Annotated in this window: 21 protein-coding genes and 1 other RNA gene; 14 read left to right on the forward strand and 8 right to left on the reverse strand. The window is 64.7% G+C overall.

What is annotated here, in order from left to right:
* The first annotated feature begins 99 nt into the window (after nucleotides 1–99).
* The 13 genes from mscL to F4U94_RS15090 all read left to right on the forward strand — a co-directional run bounded on the left by mscL (nucleotide 100) and on the right by F4U94_RS15090 (nucleotide 10,477).
* Nucleotides 100–537 carry a large conductance mechanosensitive channel protein MscL gene (mscL, locus tag F4U94_RS15030; protein ID WP_120249417.1) on the forward strand — a complete coding sequence of 146 codons (438 nt, stop codon included), beginning with the start codon at nucleotides 100–102 and terminating at the stop codon, nucleotides 535–537.
* A gap of 145 nt (nucleotides 538–682) precedes the next feature.
* A complete protein-coding gene (locus tag F4U94_RS15035; protein WP_120249418.1) occupies nucleotides 683–952 on the forward strand; it encodes a hypothetical protein in 270 nt (89 codons plus the stop codon).
* A 152-nt stretch (nucleotides 953–1,104) separates the two neighbouring features.
* Nucleotides 1,105–3,471: a chemotaxis protein CheA gene (locus tag F4U94_RS15040; protein WP_150411957.1), complete on the forward strand. Its 2,367-nt coding sequence runs from the start codon at nucleotides 1,105–1,107 to the stop codon at nucleotides 3,469–3,471.
* 11 nt (nucleotides 3,472–3,482) lie between these two features.
* Nucleotides 3,483–3,920 carry a chemotaxis protein CheW gene (locus F4U94_RS15045; protein WP_120249420.1) on the forward strand — a complete coding sequence of 146 codons (438 nt, stop codon included), beginning with the start codon at nucleotides 3,483–3,485 and terminating at the stop codon, nucleotides 3,918–3,920.
* 82 nt (nucleotides 3,921–4,002) lie between these two features.
* Nucleotides 4,003–4,368 (forward strand): response regulator, encoded by a 366-nt coding sequence (locus tag F4U94_RS15050; protein ID WP_120249421.1) that lies wholly within the window; start codon nucleotides 4,003–4,005, stop codon nucleotides 4,366–4,368.
* Between the two features lie 71 nt (nucleotides 4,369–4,439).
* On the forward strand, nucleotides 4,440–5,522 hold the full coding sequence (locus tag F4U94_RS15055; protein WP_120249422.1) for a chemotaxis protein CheB: 1,083 nt from the start codon (nucleotides 4,440–4,442) through the stop codon (nucleotides 5,520–5,522).
* Nucleotides 5,522–6,406, forward strand: a complete 885-nt coding sequence (locus F4U94_RS15060) for a CheR family methyltransferase (protein ID WP_120249423.1) — start codon at nucleotides 5,522–5,524, stop codon at nucleotides 6,404–6,406. Before F4U94_RS15055 ends, F4U94_RS15060 begins: the two co-directional genes overlap by 1 nt.
* A 129-nt stretch (nucleotides 6,407–6,535) precedes the next feature.
* On the forward strand, nucleotides 6,536–7,234 hold the full coding sequence (locus F4U94_RS15065; RefSeq protein ID WP_120249424.1) for an N-acetylmuramoyl-L-alanine amidase: 699 nt from the start codon (nucleotides 6,536–6,538) through the stop codon (nucleotides 7,232–7,234).
* Nucleotides 7,235–7,290: 56 nt separating this feature from the next.
* Nucleotides 7,291–7,678: RNase P RNA component class A (gene rnpB, locus F4U94_RS15070), an RNA gene on the forward strand.
* Nucleotides 7,679–7,739: 61 nt separating this feature from the next.
* Nucleotides 7,740–8,288: a J domain-containing protein gene (locus tag F4U94_RS15075; RefSeq protein ID WP_120249425.1), complete on the forward strand. Its 549-nt coding sequence runs from the start codon at nucleotides 7,740–7,742 to the stop codon at nucleotides 8,286–8,288.
* Nucleotides 8,261–8,599 carry a (2Fe-2S) ferredoxin domain-containing protein gene (locus tag F4U94_RS15080; protein WP_120249426.1) on the forward strand — a complete coding sequence of 113 codons (339 nt, stop codon included), beginning with the start codon at nucleotides 8,261–8,263 and terminating at the stop codon, nucleotides 8,597–8,599. The genes F4U94_RS15075 and F4U94_RS15080 overlap by 28 nt, the downstream gene beginning before the upstream one ends.
* 34 nt (nucleotides 8,600–8,633) lie before the next feature.
* Nucleotides 8,634–8,945, forward strand: a complete 312-nt coding sequence (locus F4U94_RS15085; RefSeq protein ID WP_120249427.1) for a hypothetical protein — start codon at nucleotides 8,634–8,636, stop codon at nucleotides 8,943–8,945.
* Nucleotides 8,946–8,953: 8 nt separating this feature from the next.
* Nucleotides 8,954–10,477, forward strand: a complete 1,524-nt coding sequence (locus tag F4U94_RS15090; protein WP_249042054.1) for a methyl-accepting chemotaxis protein — start codon at nucleotides 8,954–8,956, stop codon at nucleotides 10,475–10,477.
* Nucleotides 10,478–10,624: 147 nt separating this feature from the next.
* On the opposite strand, the gene F4U94_RS15095 is transcribed toward F4U94_RS15090, so the two are convergent.
* The 8 genes from F4U94_RS15095 to F4U94_RS15130 form a co-directional block, all read right to left on the reverse strand.
* Nucleotides 10,625–11,239: a superoxide dismutase gene (locus F4U94_RS15095; protein WP_120249428.1), complete on the reverse strand. Its 615-nt coding sequence runs from the start codon at nucleotides 11,237–11,239 to the stop codon at nucleotides 10,625–10,627.
* Nucleotides 11,240–11,434: 195 nt separating this feature from the next.
* Nucleotides 11,435–12,082, reverse strand: a complete 648-nt coding sequence (gene ispZ, locus F4U94_RS15100; protein WP_120249429.1) for a septation protein IspZ — start codon at nucleotides 12,080–12,082, stop codon at nucleotides 11,435–11,437.
* Nucleotides 12,083–12,175: 93 nt separating this feature from the next.
* A complete protein-coding gene (ftsY, locus tag F4U94_RS15105) occupies nucleotides 12,176–13,114 on the reverse strand; it encodes a signal recognition particle-docking protein FtsY (protein WP_120249430.1) in 939 nt (312 codons plus the stop codon).
* Complete coding sequence (gene mtaB / locus F4U94_RS15110) at nucleotides 13,114–14,427, reverse strand: tRNA (N(6)-L-threonylcarbamoyladenosine(37)-C(2))-methylthiotransferase MtaB (protein WP_120249431.1); 1,314 nt, start codon at nucleotides 14,425–14,427, stop codon at nucleotides 13,114–13,116. The genes ftsY and mtaB overlap by 1 nt, the downstream gene beginning before the upstream one ends.
* Nucleotides 14,428–14,431: 4 nt before the next feature.
* Entirely contained in the window at nucleotides 14,432–15,232 is an 801-nt protein-coding gene (gene dapF, locus F4U94_RS15115) for a diaminopimelate epimerase (RefSeq protein WP_120249432.1), read from the reverse strand.
* A 103-nt stretch (nucleotides 15,233–15,335) separates the two neighbouring features.
* Nucleotides 15,336–16,733, reverse strand: a complete 1,398-nt coding sequence (locus F4U94_RS15120; RefSeq protein WP_120249433.1) for an amino acid permease — start codon at nucleotides 16,731–16,733, stop codon at nucleotides 15,336–15,338.
* Nucleotides 16,734–17,067: 334 nt separating this feature from the next.
* Nucleotides 17,068–18,036, reverse strand: coding sequence for a diacylglycerol/lipid kinase family protein (locus F4U94_RS15125; protein ID WP_120249434.1), 969 nt, complete (start codon nucleotides 18,034–18,036; stop codon nucleotides 17,068–17,070).
* Nucleotides 18,037–18,046: 10 nt separating this feature from the next.
* A complete protein-coding gene (locus F4U94_RS15130; protein WP_120249435.1) occupies nucleotides 18,047–18,541 on the reverse strand; it encodes a DUF2141 domain-containing protein in 495 nt (164 codons plus the stop codon).
* 130 nt (nucleotides 18,542–18,671) lie between these two features.
* On the opposite strand from F4U94_RS15130, the gene lptF reads away from it, so the two are divergent.
* Nucleotides 18,672–19,898, forward strand: coding sequence for an LPS export ABC transporter permease LptF (lptF, locus tag F4U94_RS15135; RefSeq protein WP_120249436.1), 1,227 nt, complete (start codon nucleotides 18,672–18,674; stop codon nucleotides 19,896–19,898).
* Nucleotides 19,899–19,901 lie beyond the last annotated feature (3 nt).

The following is a 19,901-nucleotide window of genomic DNA, read 5'->3' on the forward strand; positions in this document are numbered from 1 at the left end:
ACATCCTCGGCTTTGTTTCGCTGTTGAAATAGGACGTTGCCCCTGACGGCGCAACGGGCCATGCAGTGATTATTGCAGATGGTATAAGGGGCTTACACCATGGGGCTGATTTCGGAATTCAAGACTTTCATCAATCGCGGCAACGTGATGGACCTGGCCGTCGGTGTGATCATCGGCGGCGCTTTTGCCACCATCACCAAGTCGCTGACCGACGACCTGATCATGCCGGTGGTCGGCTTCATCTTCGGCGGCGCGGACTTTTCGGGCTATTTCGTGCGGCTGGGCGACCTGCCTGCGGACTTCAAGGGCAATCCCACCAGCTATACCGATCTGAAGGCGGCGGGCGTCGCCATGTTCGGCTGGGGCCAGTTCCTGACGGTGCTCGTCAACTTCATCATCCTGGCCTTCATCATCTTCCTGCTGGTCAAGGCGATGAACAAGCTGACCGCCAAGCCGGAACCTGCGCCGGCCGCACCTGCACCGACGCCCGAAGACATCGTGCTGCTGCGCGAAATCCGGGATTCGCTCAAAAAATAATCGTTTATGCGACGAAACGAGCCTGCGACGGGAACCATCAGGCGTACGGCCGGTTGATCGGCGTCAGGGTTTGAGGTGGCATATGCCGCCACGACCCGGTGCCGAATGATGTATGCCCTGAGGGGGCGCAACAGGAGAAAACGCCGTGAAAACTTTCGTCGCAGTTCTGGGCCTTGCCAGCCTTGTCGCACTTTCCGCGTGCGATTCCGCCAAGGAAAACAAGGTCGAGAACGCTTACGAGAATCAGGCGGACGCGCTCGACAACCAGGCCGACAATATGGAAGCGGCGGCCGACAACCTGTCGGGCAATGCGGAAAATGCGGCTGAAAACGCGGCCGACGCGCTGGAAAACAAGGCCGACGCCACCCGCGAAGCGGGCGAAAAGGCGGCGGATGCTGTCGAGAAGCATAAGTAAGCAACTGGCCATCGGCCAGGTGCATGAAGGGCGCTGCGGATATCCGCGGCGCCCTTTTTCTTTCGCGCGAGCGATCGTCGGCCGCAGCTTTAACGGCCCTTTAACTACGTCGCCGCAATGGTGCCACCGCGCGCATCTTGGGGCCTTGAGGCATGGACGAACTACTACAGGAATTCATATCCGAGACTCAGGAGACGCTGGAGGCTCTGGCCGGCGAGGTCGTCGCCTGGGAGGCTGATCCGTCGGACCGGGATCGGCTGGACGCCATCTTCCGCTTCTTCCACACGGTGAAGGGCAGCTGCGGCTTCCTCAACCTGCCGCGCTTCGAGCGGCTGAGCCACGCGGCCGAGGATGTGCTGTCGGAAATCCGCGCCGGCAACCGCCGTCCCGATCCCGCGACCGTCAGCGCAGTGCTGGGCATCATGGACCGGATCGGCGAACTGACCGAGGCCGTGGCGATCGGCGCCGCCTTGCCCAGCGAGAATGACGATTTCCTGATCAGCGCACTGAGCGCACAGGGCAGCGAGGCCGAGCCGGCCGCGGTTCAGGCGGCGCCCGTTGGCGTGGGGCGGCCGGCCGCCGCGCAGTCGGTGCCGCGGACCATTCGCCTGCCGCTCAGCCTGATCGACCAGTTGATGAACGGCGTGTCGGACATGGTGCTGGCCCGCAACGAATTGTCGCGCAAGCTGCGCGAGCGATCGGCCGACCCCGAACTGGACAATGTGTTCGAGCGGTTGTCGACCTGCGTTGCCGATATGCGCGACGTGATTTCCAAGACGCGGATGCAACGTGTCGATCGCCTGTTCGCCGCGATCCCGCGCATGGTGCGCGACCTGGGCCGGGAACTGGGCAAGCGCATCGACCTCAGCCTGGAAGGCGGCGATGTCGAGATGGACCGCGAAATGGTGGAGATGGTCGTCGACCCGCTCACCCATATCGTGCGCAACAGCATCGACCATGGTATCGAGACGCCGGAGAAACGCCGCGCCGCCGGCAAGCCGGAAACGGGCCGGCTGCGGCTGGAAGCGCGCCAGTCGGGCAACCAGATCGTCATCGCCATCGCCGATGACGGCGCGGGTATCGACACGGCGCGGCTGGTGGACAAGGCGATCGCTGACGGGCGGCTGACGCCCGATGCGGCCGCGCGCATGTCCGAACAGGACAGGCTGGACCTGATCTTCCACGCCGGCCTGTCGACCGCCGCCAAGGTGACGGCCATTTCCGGCCGGGGCGTCGGCATGGACGTGGTCCGGGCCAATGTGGAGCGGATCGGCGGCGTCATCGCGCTCGACAATCAGCCGGGGCAAGGGCTGTGCATCACGTTGCGCGTGCCGCTGACGCTGACCATCATCCCCGGCCTGATCGTGCGCGCCGGCGGGCAGCATTTCGCCATTCCCCGCGCGGCGGTGGTCGAAATCCTGCACGATAACAATGAAACGCTGCATGTCAGCGAAGTGGGCGGCGCAAAGATCGCGACGATCCGCGCGGTCCGCCATTCGATGGTCGATCTGGAGGATGTGCTGGGCATGGCCAAGCCGGTGCAGCAGGGGCCGCGCGCCATCATGGTGGTGCGCTCTGCGACCGGCGTACCCTTTGCCATGGGCGTGTCGGCGGTCGACAATCATGAGGAACTGGTGATCCGTCCCGCTTCGCCGCTGGTGATGGCCACAGGCGTCTATGCCGGCATGACCTTGCCCGACAATGGCAAGCCGATGCTGCTGCTGGACGCGGCGGGCCTGGCCAATGCGGCGCGCCTGCCCAACATCATCGACGATCGGGCGGCGCGGCAGCAGGAAGAGCAGGCGGACGCGCAAACCGGCGTCGAAATGGTCGCTGCGCTGCGGTTCGAGGAATTGTCGGGCGAGCGGCGCCTGCTGAAATTGTCGCTGATCGAGCGGGTCGAGGATATCGACGCGAACCTGTTCGGCCGATCGGGCGGCCGCGCCTTCGTGCGGCTGGACGGGCGGCTGGTGCCGGTCGCCAATGGCCTGTCGCAATTCGACCGGGACAAGGTTTCGGCGTTGCGCCTGCGCGACGATCGGCGCGAGGCCTGCTATCCGGTGGCGGCGGTGCTGGACATCGTCCAGATGCCCGCCGTGCCAGACATGGTGGCGATGCACGGCATGCTGAGCGGTGTCGCCGTGATCGAGGGCGAGCATCTGGAGGTCATCAACCCCTTCGCCCTGTTCGCCGCTCTGCCCGAAGAGGCGATGGTCGAACGGGTGCGGGGTCGCTGCCTGCTGGCCGACAGCAATGACGGCTGGACGCGCGAGATATTGGCGCCGCTGCTGCGGCAGGCGGGGCATGAAGTGTTGCTGGGCCTGCCCGGCGACGCGCTGGTCGATCCCGACGATGTGGTGCTGTGTACCGAAGCGGACGCGGCGCAGGCGGCGGAGATCATGGGATGCCGCGTCGTCCATCTGCGCGCGTCGCCCAGGCCCACGGGGCCGCAGGATGGCAGCATCTATCGCTATGATCAGGATGCGCTGATGGCGGCGATTGCCGGTCGGCGGGGATAAGGACGGGGTTTATGGATCAGCTTTATCTTCTCGCGACGCTGGCAGGCACGCGGATCGCCGTCGAAACCGGTGAGGTGGAGGCGGTCGTCCGCCTGACCGACGTGTCGCCCGTGCCCGGCATGGGCGCGCATATCGCCGGCCTGTCGGCCCTGCGCAGCCGGGTGCTGACGATCATCGACGTCGCAGCCCTGATTCGCGGGCAGGCGACGCCGGTCGAGCAGCGCAGTCTGGCGATCATCGCGAATATCAGCGGCCATAGCTACGGCCTGATGGTCGATGGCGTATCGGATATCTGCCGCGTGCCGGAAGGGGCTTTGCCCTTACGCGGGCAGCTCGATGCGGCCTGGGCACCCTATGCCCGCGCGCTGGTCGAGCATGAGGGGCATCCCTGGCTGCTCGTATCGCTCGCCGCCTTCATCGAGGGCGGGGCGCTCGCGCAGGCCGCCTGATTCACGCACGCTTGTTTACCAAATCCTCGCCTTTGCTGGTTAAGCCCGACGAAACGGGACGCAAAAATCTAAGGGACGCTTCATGAAGAATTGTTTGGTCGTCGACGACTCGAAGGTCATCCGCAAGGTTGCCCGCCATATCCTCGAATCGCTCGACCTGACCGTCAGCGAGGCCGTGGACGGGCAGGACGCACTGACCCAGTGCGAGGCATCGCCCCCCGACGTCGTGCTGCTCGACTGGAACATGCCGGTGATGAGCGGGATGGAATTTCTGCAGGCGCTGTCGACCGCCAAGATGGCGGCGCGGCCCAAGATCATCTTCTGCACCACCGAAAATGGGATCAGCCATATCAAGGCGGCGGTCGAGGCCGGCGCCGACGAATATGTGATGAAGCCGTTCGATCGGGAAACGTTGGAAAGCAAGCTGGCGATCGTCGGGGTGATCTAGCGGTCGTCCTGTCCGCCGATCCAGGAGTGCCGCCGATTTTCCGTTGATCCTTCCGCGCAGAAAGCCCCGAAATGACCGCGATGATGCCGATAATGACCAGTCATGGTGACGCACGACCCGTCGTGCGCGTGCTGGTCGTCGACGATTCGGTCGTCGTGCGGACAGTGATCGAACGCATCCTCAACGCCGATTCGGGCTATAGCGTCGTTCACAAGACGAACAGCGCCGAACATGCGCTGAACTATCTGGCCGACCATGTGGTCGATCTGGTGCTGCTGGACATCGAACTGCCGGGGCAAAGCGGTCTGGCGGCATTGCCCCAGATCCTGCGCGCCAATCCACAGGTCAAGGTCGCGATCCTGTCGGGCAAGTGCGAGGAGGGCAGCGCCGCGGCGATCGAAGCGCTGGCCCTGGGCGCCAGCGATATCGTGTCCAAACCGGGCAGCGGCAGTTTTGGCGAGCAATTTCCCGAAGCGTTGATCGGGCGCCTGAACCGCCTGTTCGGCGACTGGCCGGAGGCGCCGTCGCTGCCACGCGTGCCCCAACCGGTGCCGATGAACGAAACCGGCGCGCAGCTTGCCTGTATCGGCATCGGCGCGTCGACCGGTGGCATCCATGCGCTGGGCCAGCTGTTTGAAGGGCTGGCGGCGCCATTGGGCGTGCCGGTGTTGCTGACCCAGCATCTGCCGGCCAGCTTCACCGTCTATTTCGCGCAGCAATTGTCGCGCATGACCAGCCTGAAGGTGAAGGTCGCGGAAACCGGCGACGTGCTGGCGCCCGATACCGTCTATGTCGCGCCGGGCGACGCGAATATCCAGTTGCGCCGCAGCCTGCATGGCCGGGTGGTGATCCTGCTCAATCCCGAACGGACGCCGGCGGGCAACCTGCCCGGCGTGGACCCGATGTTTGCCAGCATGGCGGACGTCTATGGGGCGGGTGCGGCCGGCATCGTCCTGACCGGCATGGGCCGCGACGGCACGCTGGGCGCGCGTGAGATCGTAGCGGCGGGGGGCTGGATCGTGGCGCAGGACGAAGCGAGCAGCGTCGTGTGGGGCATGCCGGGATCGGTCGCCGGCGCGGGGCTGACCTGCGCCGTGATGGAGCCGCTGGCGATCATGAATTTCGTCGCGCGTCGTGGAAAGGTTACCGCCTGATGCCGCTGCCGCCCGCCGAAATCAGCGCTTTTCAGGGTGCCGCACGGATCCTGTCCGGATTGCTGGAAGCGCGCACCGGACAAGTGCTGTCGGAAGGCCGCGCCTGGCGGATGGAAACCGCGTTGCGCCCCGTGCTGCGCACGCACGGGTTGCAGACGATCGACGATCTGGCCGCGCAGTTGCTGCGAAAACATGATCCGCGATTGGACGAGGATGTCGTCAACGCGCTGCTCAACAATGAAAGCAGCTTCTTTCGCGATCTCCAGATTTTCGACATGATCCATCGCCAGATCCTGCCCCGCATCCGGGAGGAGCGGCAGGATCGCACGCTGCGCATCTGGAGCGCGGGCTGCTCGACCGGGCAGGAGGCCTACTCGCTGGCGATCCGCCTGCGCAACGATGCCGAACGCTGGCAGGGGTGGCGGATCGAGATATTGGCGAGCGACATTTCCACCGCCGCGATCGAGCAGGCGCGATCGGGCATATTTTCGCAAATGGATGTGCAGCGCGGTCTGGGCGTGGGCGACCTCATCAAATGGTTCGAGCCGCATGGCGAGGATTGGCGCGCCAATCCCGAATTGCGCCGGATGATCGATTTCCGCCGCGACAATCTGTTCGATCCGCGCGCGCCATCGGGTGCATATGATCTGCTGCTATGCCGCAACGTGCTGCTCTATTTCACGCCCGCGCGGCGTGGAGAGGTGCTGCGACTGCTCGCCCGGCACAGCCATGCCGGATCGGTGCTGCTGCTGGGCGCGGGTGAGACGGTGATCGGGCAGGGCGACGATTTCCTGCCCCATCCCGATTTTCGCGGCGGCTATGCGCCCAAGGCGCTGGCACTGGCGCCCCATCATGCCGGTGGGTCGATACGGCGGGCCGGATGAAGCGCCTTCTTCCGCATTAACCCTGCTTGATTGCTGCGCCCGTCTCGGCCATGGTCCTGCACAGGCCGCCAGAGGGGCGGGCCGGAAGGGTGCGATGACCGAGCCGCTGCAAGTGACTGGCCTTTTCCGATGACCGACATGCCCATGATCGATACGCCGTCGCCCAATTATGACGACCGCAGCCTGCCGATCACGATGCTGGTGCTGCACTATACCGGCATGCCCGACGCGGCGAGTGCCATCAACTGGCTGGCGAATCCGGAATCGAAGGTGTCGGCCCATTATGTCGTGACGGAGGACGGGCAGGTCATCCGCATGGTCGATGAGGGCAAGCGCGCCTGGCATGCAGGCCGGTCGCACTGGCGCGGCGTCGATGACATCAATTCGGCCAGCATCGGCATAGAGATCGTCAATCCCGGCCATGAATGGGGTTATCGCCCGTTCCCGGAGACGCAGATGGGATCGCTGATCCCGCTGGTCCACACCATCGTCCAGCGGCACAAGATCACGCGCGGCAATATCGTGGGCCACAGCGATATCGCGCCGGCGCGCAAGCAGGATCCGGGCGAACTGTTTCCCTGGGCGCAATTGGCGCGACTGCGGCTGGCACTGCCGCGCCCAACCAAGAATCTGATGGACCCGCGATGGACCGACAGCGGCTTCATGCTGGCGCTCGAACGGTTCGGCTATGATATTGCCGATCCCAAAGCGGCGGTGGTCGCGTTCCAGCGCCGTTTCCGGCCGGAACTGATCGACGGAGTCATTTGCGGCGAATGTCGCGCCATCCTGCTGGCCTTGCTGCTGCCCAAACCACGCGGGGATGAATAGGTGGTGTCAAATAAGCGGGATGACGGGGCCGTAAAATCGGTCTAAGGCCCATCCCGCCAGAGGGCCGGGCGGCCGCGGCGTGGCGGGTAACTTCCACGGCGAGGAAAGTCCGGGCTCCACGAAATGACGGTGCCGGTTAACGACCGGCTGGAGTGATCCAAGGGACAGTGCAACAGAAAGCAGGTCGCGAAGGTTTCGGCCCCGCGAAATTGAAAGGGTGCGGTAAGAGCGCACCGCGTCTGCGGCAACGCAAGGCGGCACGGTAAACCCCACCGGGAGCAAGACCGAATAGGGGCGGCGCGCAGTTTCGACTGCTAGGTCTGTTTCGACCGAGATCGCCCGGGTTGGTTGCTTGAGGAACGGAGCAATCCGGTCCCTAGAGGAATGGTCGCCTATCCCCTTTATCGGGGTGGACAGAACCCGGCTTACAGGCCCTCTGGCATTTTCCGCTGCAAAATCGGCGGCTGGGCTGGCTTTCCGCCCGCACCTTCCCTAATTCGGGGCAATGGCAAGAAATAGCCGATCCAATGACTGGGGCTTTCCCCGCTGGCGTGCCTATGGTGCAGCGCGTGAGGCGCAGCGCGTGCGCATGTGCGACCGCTATGGCTGCGACCAGCCGGGCGACTGCCCCGCACCCAAATCGCCCAACAGCCCGGAACGCTGGTATTTCTGCCCCGAACATGCCGGCGAATATAATCGCAACTGGGATTATTTTCAGGGCCTGGACGAGGAAGAACGCGCGTCGCGGGAAAAGGCCGAGCGGCGCGATGCCGGCGGATACCAGTCCAGCGCCTATCATAGCTGGGGTGGCCCCGGCGACGGCAGCCGATCGCGTGACGAACTCCATGCGCTCAAGGCATTGGAGCTGGAGGATGATGCCGGTTTCGACGCGGTGAAGAAAAGCTGGCGTCGGTTGGCCAAGGAATATCATCCCGATGTGAAGCCCGGCGACAGCGACGCCGCCGTCCGGTTTCAGGCGATCCAGGCCGCCTATGAAGTGCTGCGCGCGGCAGAGGAGCGGCGGACCTGGAAACCGCGAGGAGCGGCGGATTGAAGGATCAGGTCCGGTCCAACTGGTCCAATGTGGCGCTCATTTGCCGCAAATGTTCCAAGAAGCTGGACGGCGGCTTCGGGCCGGGCGGCGGCGAACGGCTGGCCAAGGCGCTGCGCAAGCATCTGTCGTTGAAGAAGGGGCGCAAGGCGGCGGCCGGCATCGTGGAGGTCAATTGCCTGGGCATCTGCCCGCGCGGCGCGGTGACGGTGGTGGATGGCGCGGCCAGCCGCGACTGGCTGCTGATCCGGCCTGGGGCCGATCTGGATGAACTGGCCGAGGCGCTGGGCCTGAACGCTGCGCCCCATCCTTAATATTATTCTTACCAATCCCGCCTAAACGGAGGCAATGCCTCTCCCTGCATCCTTTCGACGCGGCCTGCCTCTGGCGGCGCAATGCGCCCTGATCCTTTTCGGCTTGCTCGGCCTGTACGCCGTGCCGCCTGCCAGCGGCCGGATGCTCCTCCTGCCCCTGACCGATGGGGCGAGGGCGTCGGTGGCGTCCGTCGCCGTGGCCGCGGGCGCGCGGCTGGTGGCCAAAGGCCCATGGCCGGGATCCTTGCTGGTCGATGGCGAACGGGACATGCTCGCCCCTGCGCTGTTGAGCCGGGGCGTGATCGCCCTGTCGGCGCAGATGGGCGGATGCGGAGCGCCGGCTTGATGAACGCCATGACCAGTCTGGACCGGCTGCGGTTGCAGGGCCTGCGTATCCTATTGTTCGCCAATTGGTGGTGGACCGTGGCGATCGGTCTGGGCGGCCTGTTCCTGCCTGTGCAGCATGGCGGCCGGGCGTTGTTTCTGTCCGCGATCGTGAACGTCCTCCCGACCATCCAGGTGATGCGTCAGCGCGAAGGGTTGGAGACGCGGCTGATCGTGGGTACGCTGGCTGCGGTACAGCCGGCGATCGGCCTCTACCTTCTGTCCGGCCATGGCTGGCAGATGGACGGCCATATGTTCTTCTTCGTGGCGCTGGCCGGCCTGACGCTGCTGTACGACTGGCGGCCGATCATATTGGCTGCGGCATTGACGGCGGTGCATCACCTCATCCTCAACTTTCTTTTGCCGGCCTGGGTCTTTCCGGATCAGGCCAATGTCGGGCGGGTGGCGATCCATGCCGTCGCCGTCGTGTTGCAGGCGGCCGTGCTTTGCTATCTGACCGTGCGATTGCGCGGGATGCTGCTGGCGCTCGATGGCCATGTGGTGCAGGCGGGCGAACTGGCGCAGGAAGCGGAAAAGGGGCGCGATGCGGCCGAAGCGGCGATGACCGCCAGCCGGGCCGTCGATGTGCGTGCCGCGCAGTTGCGAAGTCAGCAGGAGGCCGAAAAGACGCGCATGGCCGAAGATCGGCGATCGGCGACCATGGCACTGGTACGGGATTTCCGGCAGTCGGTGTCGGAAATCGTCGGATCGGTGGGCGCTGCGGCGCAGGAACTGGACGATTCCGCACGGCAACTCAACCAACTGGCCCAGCGTGCGAGCGCGGGCACGGAAGAAACGGTGGCGATCGCCGAACAATCCTCCGCCAACGCCGCCATGCTGGCGCGGCGCATCGGCCAACTGTCGGAATCCATCGCGGCGATCGCATCGGCATCGCACCAGCAGGCGGTGCTGGGCGGGGAGGCGCAGCGTGTGTCGACCACCGGCCATCAGGCCGTGCACGACCTGGAAGGGCGCACCACCTCCATCACCAGCTTTGCCGATTCGATTACGGAAATTGCCGCGCGCACCAATTTGCTGGCGCTCAACGCCACGATCGAGGCGGCGCGGGCTGGCGATGTCGGTCGGGGCTTTGCGGTGGTGGCGGGCGAGGTCAAGCAACTGGCGGGACAGGCCGCCAATGCGACGGGCGAAATTCACGCCCTTGCCTGGTCCGCGCGCGAAGGCGCCGGCGTGGCGCGCGAAGCACTATCGGAGGTTGCTGGCGTGGTGGAGCAATTGGCAGGCGCGGCCGACGAAATTCAGCGGGCCGTGGCCGATCAGCGGGACGCCACCAGTGCGATCGGGGAATCCGCGCGCGATACGGCGCAGGATGCCGCCAGCATGACGCGCCAGATGGGGGATGTGGCCGATGTGGCGCGCGACACGGAAAGCCTGTCCGGTCGGGTGTCGAGCGCGGCGTCCAGCCTGTCGCAGACGGCGCAGATATTGCAGCGGGCGGCGGACCAGTTCGTCACGCAACTGGCAGCGGCCTGATCGCGATGGAGTAACGATGAAGTTGGCGCATCCGGAGCGTTCCGGGGAGCGCTTCCTATGGCTCAGGCTCATCCCGCCTCGATATCTTCGCGGGGCAGAAGTAGAAAAGGACCGGCCCCCTCATCGGCGGCCGGTCCTTTTATCTTGTCAGGCCGGCTGGTCGGCGCGGCTGGCGCCTTCGCCGTCCAGGTTCTGGGCTGCGAAGTCCCAGTTGATCGCTTCCTTCAGCAGCTTTTCGGCATAGGCCGGGCGCAGGTTGCGATAGTCGATATAATAGGCATGTTCCCACACATCGAGGATCAGCAGCGGTGCGTGGCCTTCATGCGCGACGGGGGTGTCGGCGTCATGATAGCTGGTCACTTCCAGCTTGCCGTCCTTCAAAATCAGCGCGGCCCAGCCGCTGGCGAAATGGCCGACGGCCTCCGCCTTCAGCTTTTCGATCAGCGCGTCCACCGAACCGAAGGCTTCTTCGATCTTGGCGAGCAGCTCGCCGGTCGGTGCGGTCTTCACCGGCGACAGCGAGTTCCAGTAGAAGGTGTGGTTCCAGATCTGGCCGACCTGGTTGAACAGGCCGCCCTTGGCGGTCTTGATCAGTTCGACGAGCGACTTGCCCTGAAGCGCGACGTCGGCGGCGACCAGTTCGTTGGCCTTAACGACATAGGCATTGTGATGCTTGCCATGATGGAAGTCGAAGGTTTCGACCGACAGGATATCGCCGAAGGCGTCCTTGGCGTAGGGAAGATCAGGCAGAACAAAGGCCATGGCGGAACTCCTCGGGTTCGTTATGGGGCGGCCGCGCAAGACGAGGGCGCAGCCGTTCGATCATATGGTCCATGCGGGGCGTGGACGCCTCCGTCGCTTCCCATATGCGCACCCAACGCCCAAGAAAACCAATATGTGCCTATTGCGAAACGATTGCAGAAATCGGACGATTTCCGTAGGATTTGACGTTTCGCCTCAGCCCTGCGGCGGGGTCGTCTCACCCACCTCTTCGCTGTCCAGGCCATCGCCCAGCGTCAGGCCATGGCGCATCAGCATCGGGATGTTCGCGGCGGCGAAAACGACCGATACGATGGTCACGCCCCACACCTTGACCGCCAGCCAGGTGTCGAATGTCATGGAGCGGCGCATCACCTCGTTCGCGATCGCCATGGCGACAAAGAACAGCGCCCAGTTGCGCGACAATTTCAGCCAGCCTTCATGCGTCAGCCCGTCATAGGCGGCCTGAAGCAGATATTTCAGCAGCGGCTTGCCGCGCAGCAGGCCGGCGAACAGCATGAAGGCGAAGAAGGTGTAGATGATCGTCGGCTTGATCTGAATGAAGCTTTGATCGTGGAAATAGATGGTGAGGCCACCGAAGAAGAGGATCAGCAGCGCCGACAGCCAGAGCATGGGCGATACGCGGCCCAGCTTCACCTTCGATATGATCACCGCGATCACGATCGAAAGCATGAAGGCGGCGGTACCGACGGTCATGGCGGTGATCGGATTGCCCGCGCCCCAGATCCATCCCGCACCCTTGTAGGTCAGGAAGAAGACCAGCAGCGGCCCGAAATCGAGGGCGAGGCTGAGCGTGCCGTTATGCGCGGGCTTGGTATCAGCCATCAATTTTGCTCCGTCATCCCAGCGAAGGCTGGGATCTCATTTTTCAAAAGGAAGAGAGATGCCAGCCTGCGCTGGCATGACGAGTAAGAGGTTTCACCGCGCATAGGCCGTCCCCGCGATGGCGCGCGCCATGTCGCCCGGATCGAAGGGGCGCAGATCCTCGATCTTTTCGCCCACGCCGATGGCATGGATGGGCAGGCGGAATTTCTCGGCCGCCGCGACCAGCACGCCGCCGCGCGCGGTGCCGTCCAGCTTGGTCATGACCAGCCCCGTCACCTGCGCGGTTTCCTTGAAGACTTCGATCTGGTTCAACGCATTCTGTCCAGTGGTGGCATCCAGAACCAGCACAACGTCGTGCGGGGCGGCCGGGTTCAATCGGCCCAGCACCCGGCGCACCTTGGCCAGTTCGTCCATCAGCTCGGTCTTGTTCTGAAGCCGGCCGGCGGTATCCACGATCAGCACGTCGATGCCGGTTTCGGTCGCCTGCTTGACTGCATCGAACACGATGCCTGCCGCGTCGCCGCCTTCCTTGCCCGCGACGATGGGGATGCCCAGGCGCTCGGCCCAGACTTTGAGTTGGCCGATGGCCGCCGCGCGGAACGTGTCGCCGGCCGCCAGCATCACGCCATAATCCTGCTCCAGGAAATTATTGGCCAGCTTGGCGATGGTGGTGGTCTTGCCCGACCCGTTGACGCCGATCACCAGGATCACCTGCGGGCGGGGAAAGGCCTCTATCTCCAGCGGACGGGCGACCGGGGCCAGCGTCTTCTCGATTTCCTCCGCGATGATCTCGCGCAGATATTCCTCGGTCAGCTCCTTGTTGAAGCGCCCTTCGGCCAGGCGATCGCGCACGCGCGCGGCCATGGCGGGGCCAAGGTCGGACATGATCAGCGCTTCCTCGATCTCGTCGAGGGTCTGCGCGTCGAGCGCGGCCTTGGAGAAAAGGCCGGTGAGATTGTCGCCGAGCTTGTCGGACGTGCGCTTCAGCCCGCCGAAAAGGCGGTCGCGCCAGCTGGTGCCGGTATCTGTCATTATGCTGCCTCTTGCGCGATCAGGGCGCCATTCTCAAGCGCCGTGATGGTGGCGCGGACGATGGATGAGGGGGGCTTAGCCGATGTGAAGCGCACTGGCGCGAAATTTTCGGCATGGCCATGCAGGCCGCTGCGTTCGACCAGCACCGACTGGCTGGTGCCGATCAGGCTGCGCAGCCAATCGTCGCGTCGGGCGGCGCAGGCGTCGCGCAGGCGGGCGGCGCGGGCCTTTATGACCGTGCGATCGACTTGCGGCATGCGAGCGGCAGGCGTGCCGGTGCGCGGCGAATAAGGGAAGATATGGCCGTGGACGATGTCGCATTCGTTCACCAGCGCGAGGCTGTTTTCGAACATCGCCTCATCTTCGGTCGGGAAGCCGGCGATGATGTCCGCGCCGATGCTGATGTCGGGGCGGGCGGCCTTGACGCGCTGCACGATGGCAATCGCGTCGGCGCGGCCATGCCGGCGCTTCATGCGCTTGAGGATCATGTCGTCGCCGGCCTGCAAGGACAAATGAAGATGCGGCATCATGCGCGGTTCGTGGGCGATCAGGTCGAACAGGCGCTCGTCTATCTCCACACTGTCGATCGAGGACAGGCGCAGGCGGGGAAGGTCGGGCACGCCCTTCAATATGCGCTCGATCAGCAGGCCGAGCGACGGGCTGCCCGGCAGGTCGGGGCCATAGCTGGTGACATCCACGCCGGTCAGCACGATTTCGCCATAGCCCGCATCGACCAGCTGCTTCGCCTTGTCGATCACCGCGCCGGCGGGCACGGAGCGGCTGTTCCCCCGGCCATAGGGGATGATGCAGAAGGTGCAGCGATGGTCGCAGCCATTCTGTACCTCCAGGAAGGCGCGGGCATGATCCGCAAAGGCGGACGCCATGTGCGGCGCGGTGTCGCGCACGGCCATGATGTCGGACACCTTCACCTTCTCGGTCATGCCAGCGAAGGCTGGCATCTCAGTTCCTTCGTGCGGAGAAGAAAAGAGAGATCCCCGCTTCTGCTGGGATGACGAGAGGTAGGTGTCGGCCTCCATCTTCTCCCGGTTGCCGATCACGCCATCCACTTCCGCCATGGCGGCGAAGGTCTGCGGCTCGGTTTGCGCCGCGCAGCCGGTGACGAGGATGCGGGCGTCGGGCCGCTCCCGTTTCGCCCGGCGGATCGCCTGGCGCGTCTGGCGCACCGCCTCGGCCGTCACGGCGCAGCTGTTGACCACGATCAGGTCGTCTTGGCCCTGCGCCATGTCGCGGATCGCCTCGCTCTCCGCGATGTTCAGGCGACAGCCCATGGTGATGATGTCGGGGCCGGCCATAGGCTCAGAAACGCGACCAGTCGGCCTCGCCGTCGAAGACATGGGTGGCGGGGCCGGTCATGCGGATCGTACCGCCGGGCGCCCAGTCGATCATCAGGTCGCCACCGGGCAGGCTGACGGTGACGGGGCCGGCCATGAGTTTCCGGCGGATCGCGGCGACGGCGGTGGCGCAGGCGCCGGTACCGCAGGCGCGGGTCAGGCCGGCGCCGCGTTCCCACACGACCAAGCGGATATGATTGTCGCCAACGACCTGCGCGAAATTGACGTTCACGCGCGCCGGGAACAGCGGATCATGCTCGATCAGCGGGCCGAGCCGATCGAAGTTCACAGTGTCGAGATCGTCCACGAAGAAGATGACATGCGGGTTGCCGACATTGACCGCAGCGGGGGCGGGCAGGTCTTCCCAACTGGCGCCCATGGTCAGCGTGTCCATGGGATAGGCGAGCGGGATGGCGTCCCAGTCGAAGCGGGGCGCACCCATATCGACGCTGGCGCCGCCATCGACCGACTTGGCATCGAGCAGGCCGGCCTTGGTACGGATCAGCACGTCGCGGCCGACGAACAGGGGCACGCAGCGGGTCGCGTTGCCGCAGGCTTCCACTTCGCTGCCATCGGCGTTGAAGATTTGCATCGACACGTCGGCGTCATCGCTCTCGCCGATCAGGATCAGCTGGTCACAGCCGATCCCGGCATGGCGATCGGCAATGGCGCGGGCGCGCGCCTGCGTCATCGCGACATCGCCTGCGCGCGCGTCGATCACGACGAAATCATTGCCCAGCCCGTGCATTTTCGAAAAGCGTCCCATGCGCGGCCATGTAGTGCGCGCGCATGGAAAAGGCCAGTGGCTCGGCGGTTTGGGTTTCCGCATTTTGCGAGCCGTCCGCTGTGTTAGCGGACGTTAAAATGCTCTACCGCACTGCGTCGGCCCGCTTTTGCCCATAGAGGAAATAGACCAGCAGGCCGATGGCGTTCCAGATGGCGCAGGCGATGATCGTCTTCATCGGCAGGCTGAGGAACAGATAGGCGCAGCCCGCGATGGCGCCGATGCCGACGAACCAGGCGGCAGGCGTGCGGAAGGGGCGGCGCAGGTCGGGCGCGCGCTTGCGCAGGACGAGGAGGCACAGGCCCACGGCGGTGAAGGCGATCAGCGTGCCGGCATTGGCCAGCGCCGCGATCTCGTCGATGGGCAGGACGCCGGCGATGATCGACACCAGAATTGCGGTGACGATGGTGATGCGCGCGGGCGTGCCGCGCTTCGAGATTTTGGCAAGGCTCTGCGGCAGGAAGCCGTCGCGCGCCATGACCAGGAAGATGCGGCTCTGGCCATAGAGGAAGCCGAGCAGCACGGTCGGCAACGCGATGACGGCGGCGATGGCGACGATGCGGGCGATCCTGCCCTGGCCCATTTCGCGCAGGATCAGCGCCAGCGGTTCCGGGCTGTCGGCAAAGCGGGTGAAGGGCAGGGCACCGATCGCCGCTGCGGCGACGAGGACGTAGATGAGGGTGCAGACGATCAGCGATCCGACGATGCCGATGGCCAGGTCGCGGTCGGGGTTCTTGGCCTCTTCCGCTGCGGTCGAAATGGCGTCGAAGCCGTAGAAGGCGAAGAAGATGATCGCGGCGGCGGCCATCACGCCACGCTCGACGCCGTCCGGTCCCATATGTTTGGCAAAGCCGAAGGGCATGAAGGGTTCGAGATTGGCGGCATCGAAAGCGGGCAGGGCATAGGCGACGAACAGGCTCAAGGTCACGATCTTGATGAGGACCAGGATGGTGTTCAGCCGCGCGCTTTCGCGCGTGCCGAACATCAGCAGGCCGGCGACCACGGCGATGATGAAGATGGCGGGCAGGTTGATGAGGCCGCCCAGTTCAGGCCCCTGCGTCAGGGCGGTCGGGAAGCCCAGCGGGGTCAGCAGCGGCGCGGCATAGCCCGACCAGCCGACCGCCACGGTCGATACGACCAGACTATATTCCAGGATCAGCGACCAGCCCACGATCCAGGCGATGCCTTCGCCCAGCACGACATAGGAATAGCTATAGGCGCTGCCCGCCGCCGGCATCATGGTCGACAGTTCGGCATAGGCGAGCGCGGCGCAGGCGCAGATCGCGCCGGCAATGGCGAAGGAGAGCAGCACGGCCGGGCCGGCACGATCCGCGCCGACGCCGATCAGAGTCAGGATGCCGGTGCCCACGATCGCGCCGACGCCCAGCGCGAGGAGGTGCGGCCAGGACAATGTGCGCGCCATTTGATGCCCGGCGTCCCTGGGCGTCATCGCCTCCATCGGCTTGCGGCGTGTCCAGCTCATGATCCTATCGCTCCCCAGGATATTTCTCTTCCCGCCTGCTGGCGCAAATGGGCGGGGGGTGCAAGCGCCGGGCGCAGGCAGGACGGCTTGTTGCAGAAACGGGGGCTGCGTTGTGCATTTCTTGCCCGGAAAGCGGCTTGTCGAGCAATGGGGGCTGCCTTCGCGCTCGCGGAGCGCCATCGCGTTACGAGTCGTTGGCGCAAGAGCAGCGCAGGCAGGCCCAGGTTCCGGAATGGCAAGAGTAGCGGGTCGCGGCCAGAAATGGCCATGTTACCCCTCCCGGAAGCGGGAGGGGTAACATGGGGAATTACCCAATCCCGCCGAAATCCCGGCCCTACGCCGCCAGTCGCAAAAACGGCACCGGCTGGGTGGAGCGCAACACGATGGGCTTGCCTTCCGACGCTTCGAACAGTTCGCCGTCCAGGATTACGCTGCTGCGGTCGCCCTCGATGCGGATGACGTCGCCCTGTTCCAGATGGATGCCCTGCATCTTGTGCTTGCCCACCCGCTTGAACAGGCTGGCCCAGATCAGGCGGAACAGGGCGGGTAGGCTCTGGTCCACCGCCATCAGCTTCATATTGCCGCGCCGGCTGTCGCCCGGGTCCACGCCCAGCAGCAATCGCTCCAGCGTGGTCACGATCAGCACGGCGAAGCGCCCGACCAACTGGCCTTCGCGGATCAGCGATATGCTGACCGGCCGGCTCGACGGCGGCAGGAATTTGGCACGAATGCCGAACAGCAGCGAGAATACCACCGCGATCGCGGTGATGACATGGCTGAGGCCATTGGACAGGCCGAGCGGATAAATCTGGTTGCGGCAATAGAGCATGTAATCGGCGAGGCCCGCGCCGCCCAGAAACATGCCCAGCACCGGCCGGCTGCCGACCGCGCCGTCGGACAAAGCGATCAACTCGCGCGCGACGACATGATCGTCGACGCCCGCCTTGGCGATCTGCACGATCCGCTCCAGCGCCTTGATCGGATCGCCATGGATGCCGAGGTCGAGAGCAATCAGGTTCGTCTTGCCATTGGGCAGCACCGCGATCGGCGGCACCCGGCCCTTGAAATGCTCACCTTGATACAGTTCGGTCAGCGATGCCTGCACCGTGCCATCGCCGCCATTGATGACGATGACGACCGGATCGACGCGGGCGATCGTCTGGAACGCCCGGCCGATCTGATCGACCTGCTCCACCTCATAATGGAAGATGTCCGGGTTGCTGGCGCAGTAACTGCGCACGCGCGGAAGCGTCTGCCGGTTGCCCGTGGATTTCGGATTGGACAAGAGGGCGACGCTTACCATGGCTTTTCGATCACATATATTTGAGGTTGATCGTGATTTTCGTCACGCCCGGCCCAACATGAAAGGCCGCCTTCTCCACGCCGGGCTTGCCCAGATTGAAGATGCTGATCGCCGGATTGTTGGAAAATCCGCCGCCGTCCCGCGAAATGTCGGTCTTACCATTGCCGTCGCGGTCATGCCGCACGGCGATGCCATATTCGCCCGATTTGGGCACCGGCACGCAAAAGCGCATCGTGCCATTGGCGGGCTTTACCGCCGTATCGATTCGATTGAGCCACTCGCCCTTGGCCAGCCAGGCCGCCCGCGTCGCGGGATAGGACTGGATGCGCACCTTGCCGGTGGCCGCCACGAAACCGCGCACATCTACCAGCACCGCCGGCCCGCGCGCATCCGCGCCGCAGCGTTCCAGATCGTTCGAAATTTCCTGGCCATGGGCCATGACCGGGCTTGCCGCGACCATCGCTGCCCCAACCATCAGACCCATTGCAACTTTTATCATGACCATCAGACTCCTGGAAGCTATAGCCGCCGATATGGACCGGACGGCGAGCCCCTGTTCGCCCCGCTTTTCTACCTGACTCGCATATGGGATGGGTTTGCGGCCAAAACATGGTGATGGGACGACGACTTAGAGAATGCTGACCGCCACCGACAGATATCTCGCCCGCCTGATCGCGGTGCCCATGCTGGGTACGCTCGTGATCGCCGCGATGCTGCTTGTCCTCGACAAGATGCTCAGCCTGTTCGATTTCGTCGCGGCGGAAGGCGGACCGGTCAGCGTCGTGTGGCGCATGCTGGCCAATATGCTGCCCGAATATCTCTCGCTCGGCATCCCGATCGGGCTGATGCTCGGCATCCTGCTCGCCTTCCGCAAGCTGGCCTTGTCGTCGGAGCTGGACGTGATGCGCGCGGTCGGCCTGTCCTACGGCCGGCTGCTGCGCGTGCCCTATCTCTATTGCATCGCGCTGGCCCTGCTGAATTTCGGCATCGTCGGCTTCGTTCAGCCCTTGTCGCGCCACGCCTATGAAGCGCTACGTTTCGAGCTGCGCTCCGGCGCGCTGGGGGCCTCGATCAAGGTCGGCGAATTCACCAATCTGGGCAAGCGCATGACCATGCGCATCGAACGCAGCAAGGATGAAGGCCGCAATCTGCAAGGCATCTTCGTCCGCGCCGTCGGCAAGGATGGCCAGTCGGTCGCGGTGACCGCGGCGCAGGGCACCTTCCTGGCCACCGACGATCCCGACGTCATCATCTTCCGCCTGCGCAACGGCGTGCTGGTCAATGATGGGCCGAAGTACAAGACGCCGCGCATCCTGTCCTTCTCCAGCCATGACCTGCCGATCGACCTGCCGCAGATCGAGAATTTCCGCGGTCGCGACGTCGATCGGGAAAAGACGATTCCCGAACTGATGGTGATCGGCCGCAGCCCGGCCACGCCCGACAAGCTGAAGGCCGAAGTGCGCGCCAATTTCCATTTCCGCATGGTCGAAGTGGTGTTCATGTTCCTGCTGCCGCTCGCGGCGCTGGCCTTCGCGATCCCGCCCAAGCGATCGACATCGGCACTGGGCGTCTTCCTCTCGATCATCTTCATCGTGACCTATCATAAGATCAATCAATATGGCGAAGGCATCGGCGCGCTGGGCAAGGTCGATCCGATCATCGCGCTATGGGGACCGTTCCTGCTCGCGTCGGGGCTTGTCCTGTGGATGTATCATGTGATCGCCAACCGACCCGGCGGCCAGCCGATCGGCGCGCTGGAAGTCGCCTTCTCCAAATTGGGCAAGCAGATCGTGCGCCTGCTGCGCGTTGGCCGACGCCGTGCGCCCGCCGATGCGGATGTCGCCGGACAAGGAGCGGCCTGACCC

Origin of the sequence: Sphingobium limneticum, assembly GCF_008710155.1 — a bacterium.
GTDB classification, from domain to species: Bacteria; Pseudomonadota; Alphaproteobacteria; order Sphingomonadales; family Sphingomonadaceae; genus Sphingobium; species Sphingobium limneticum.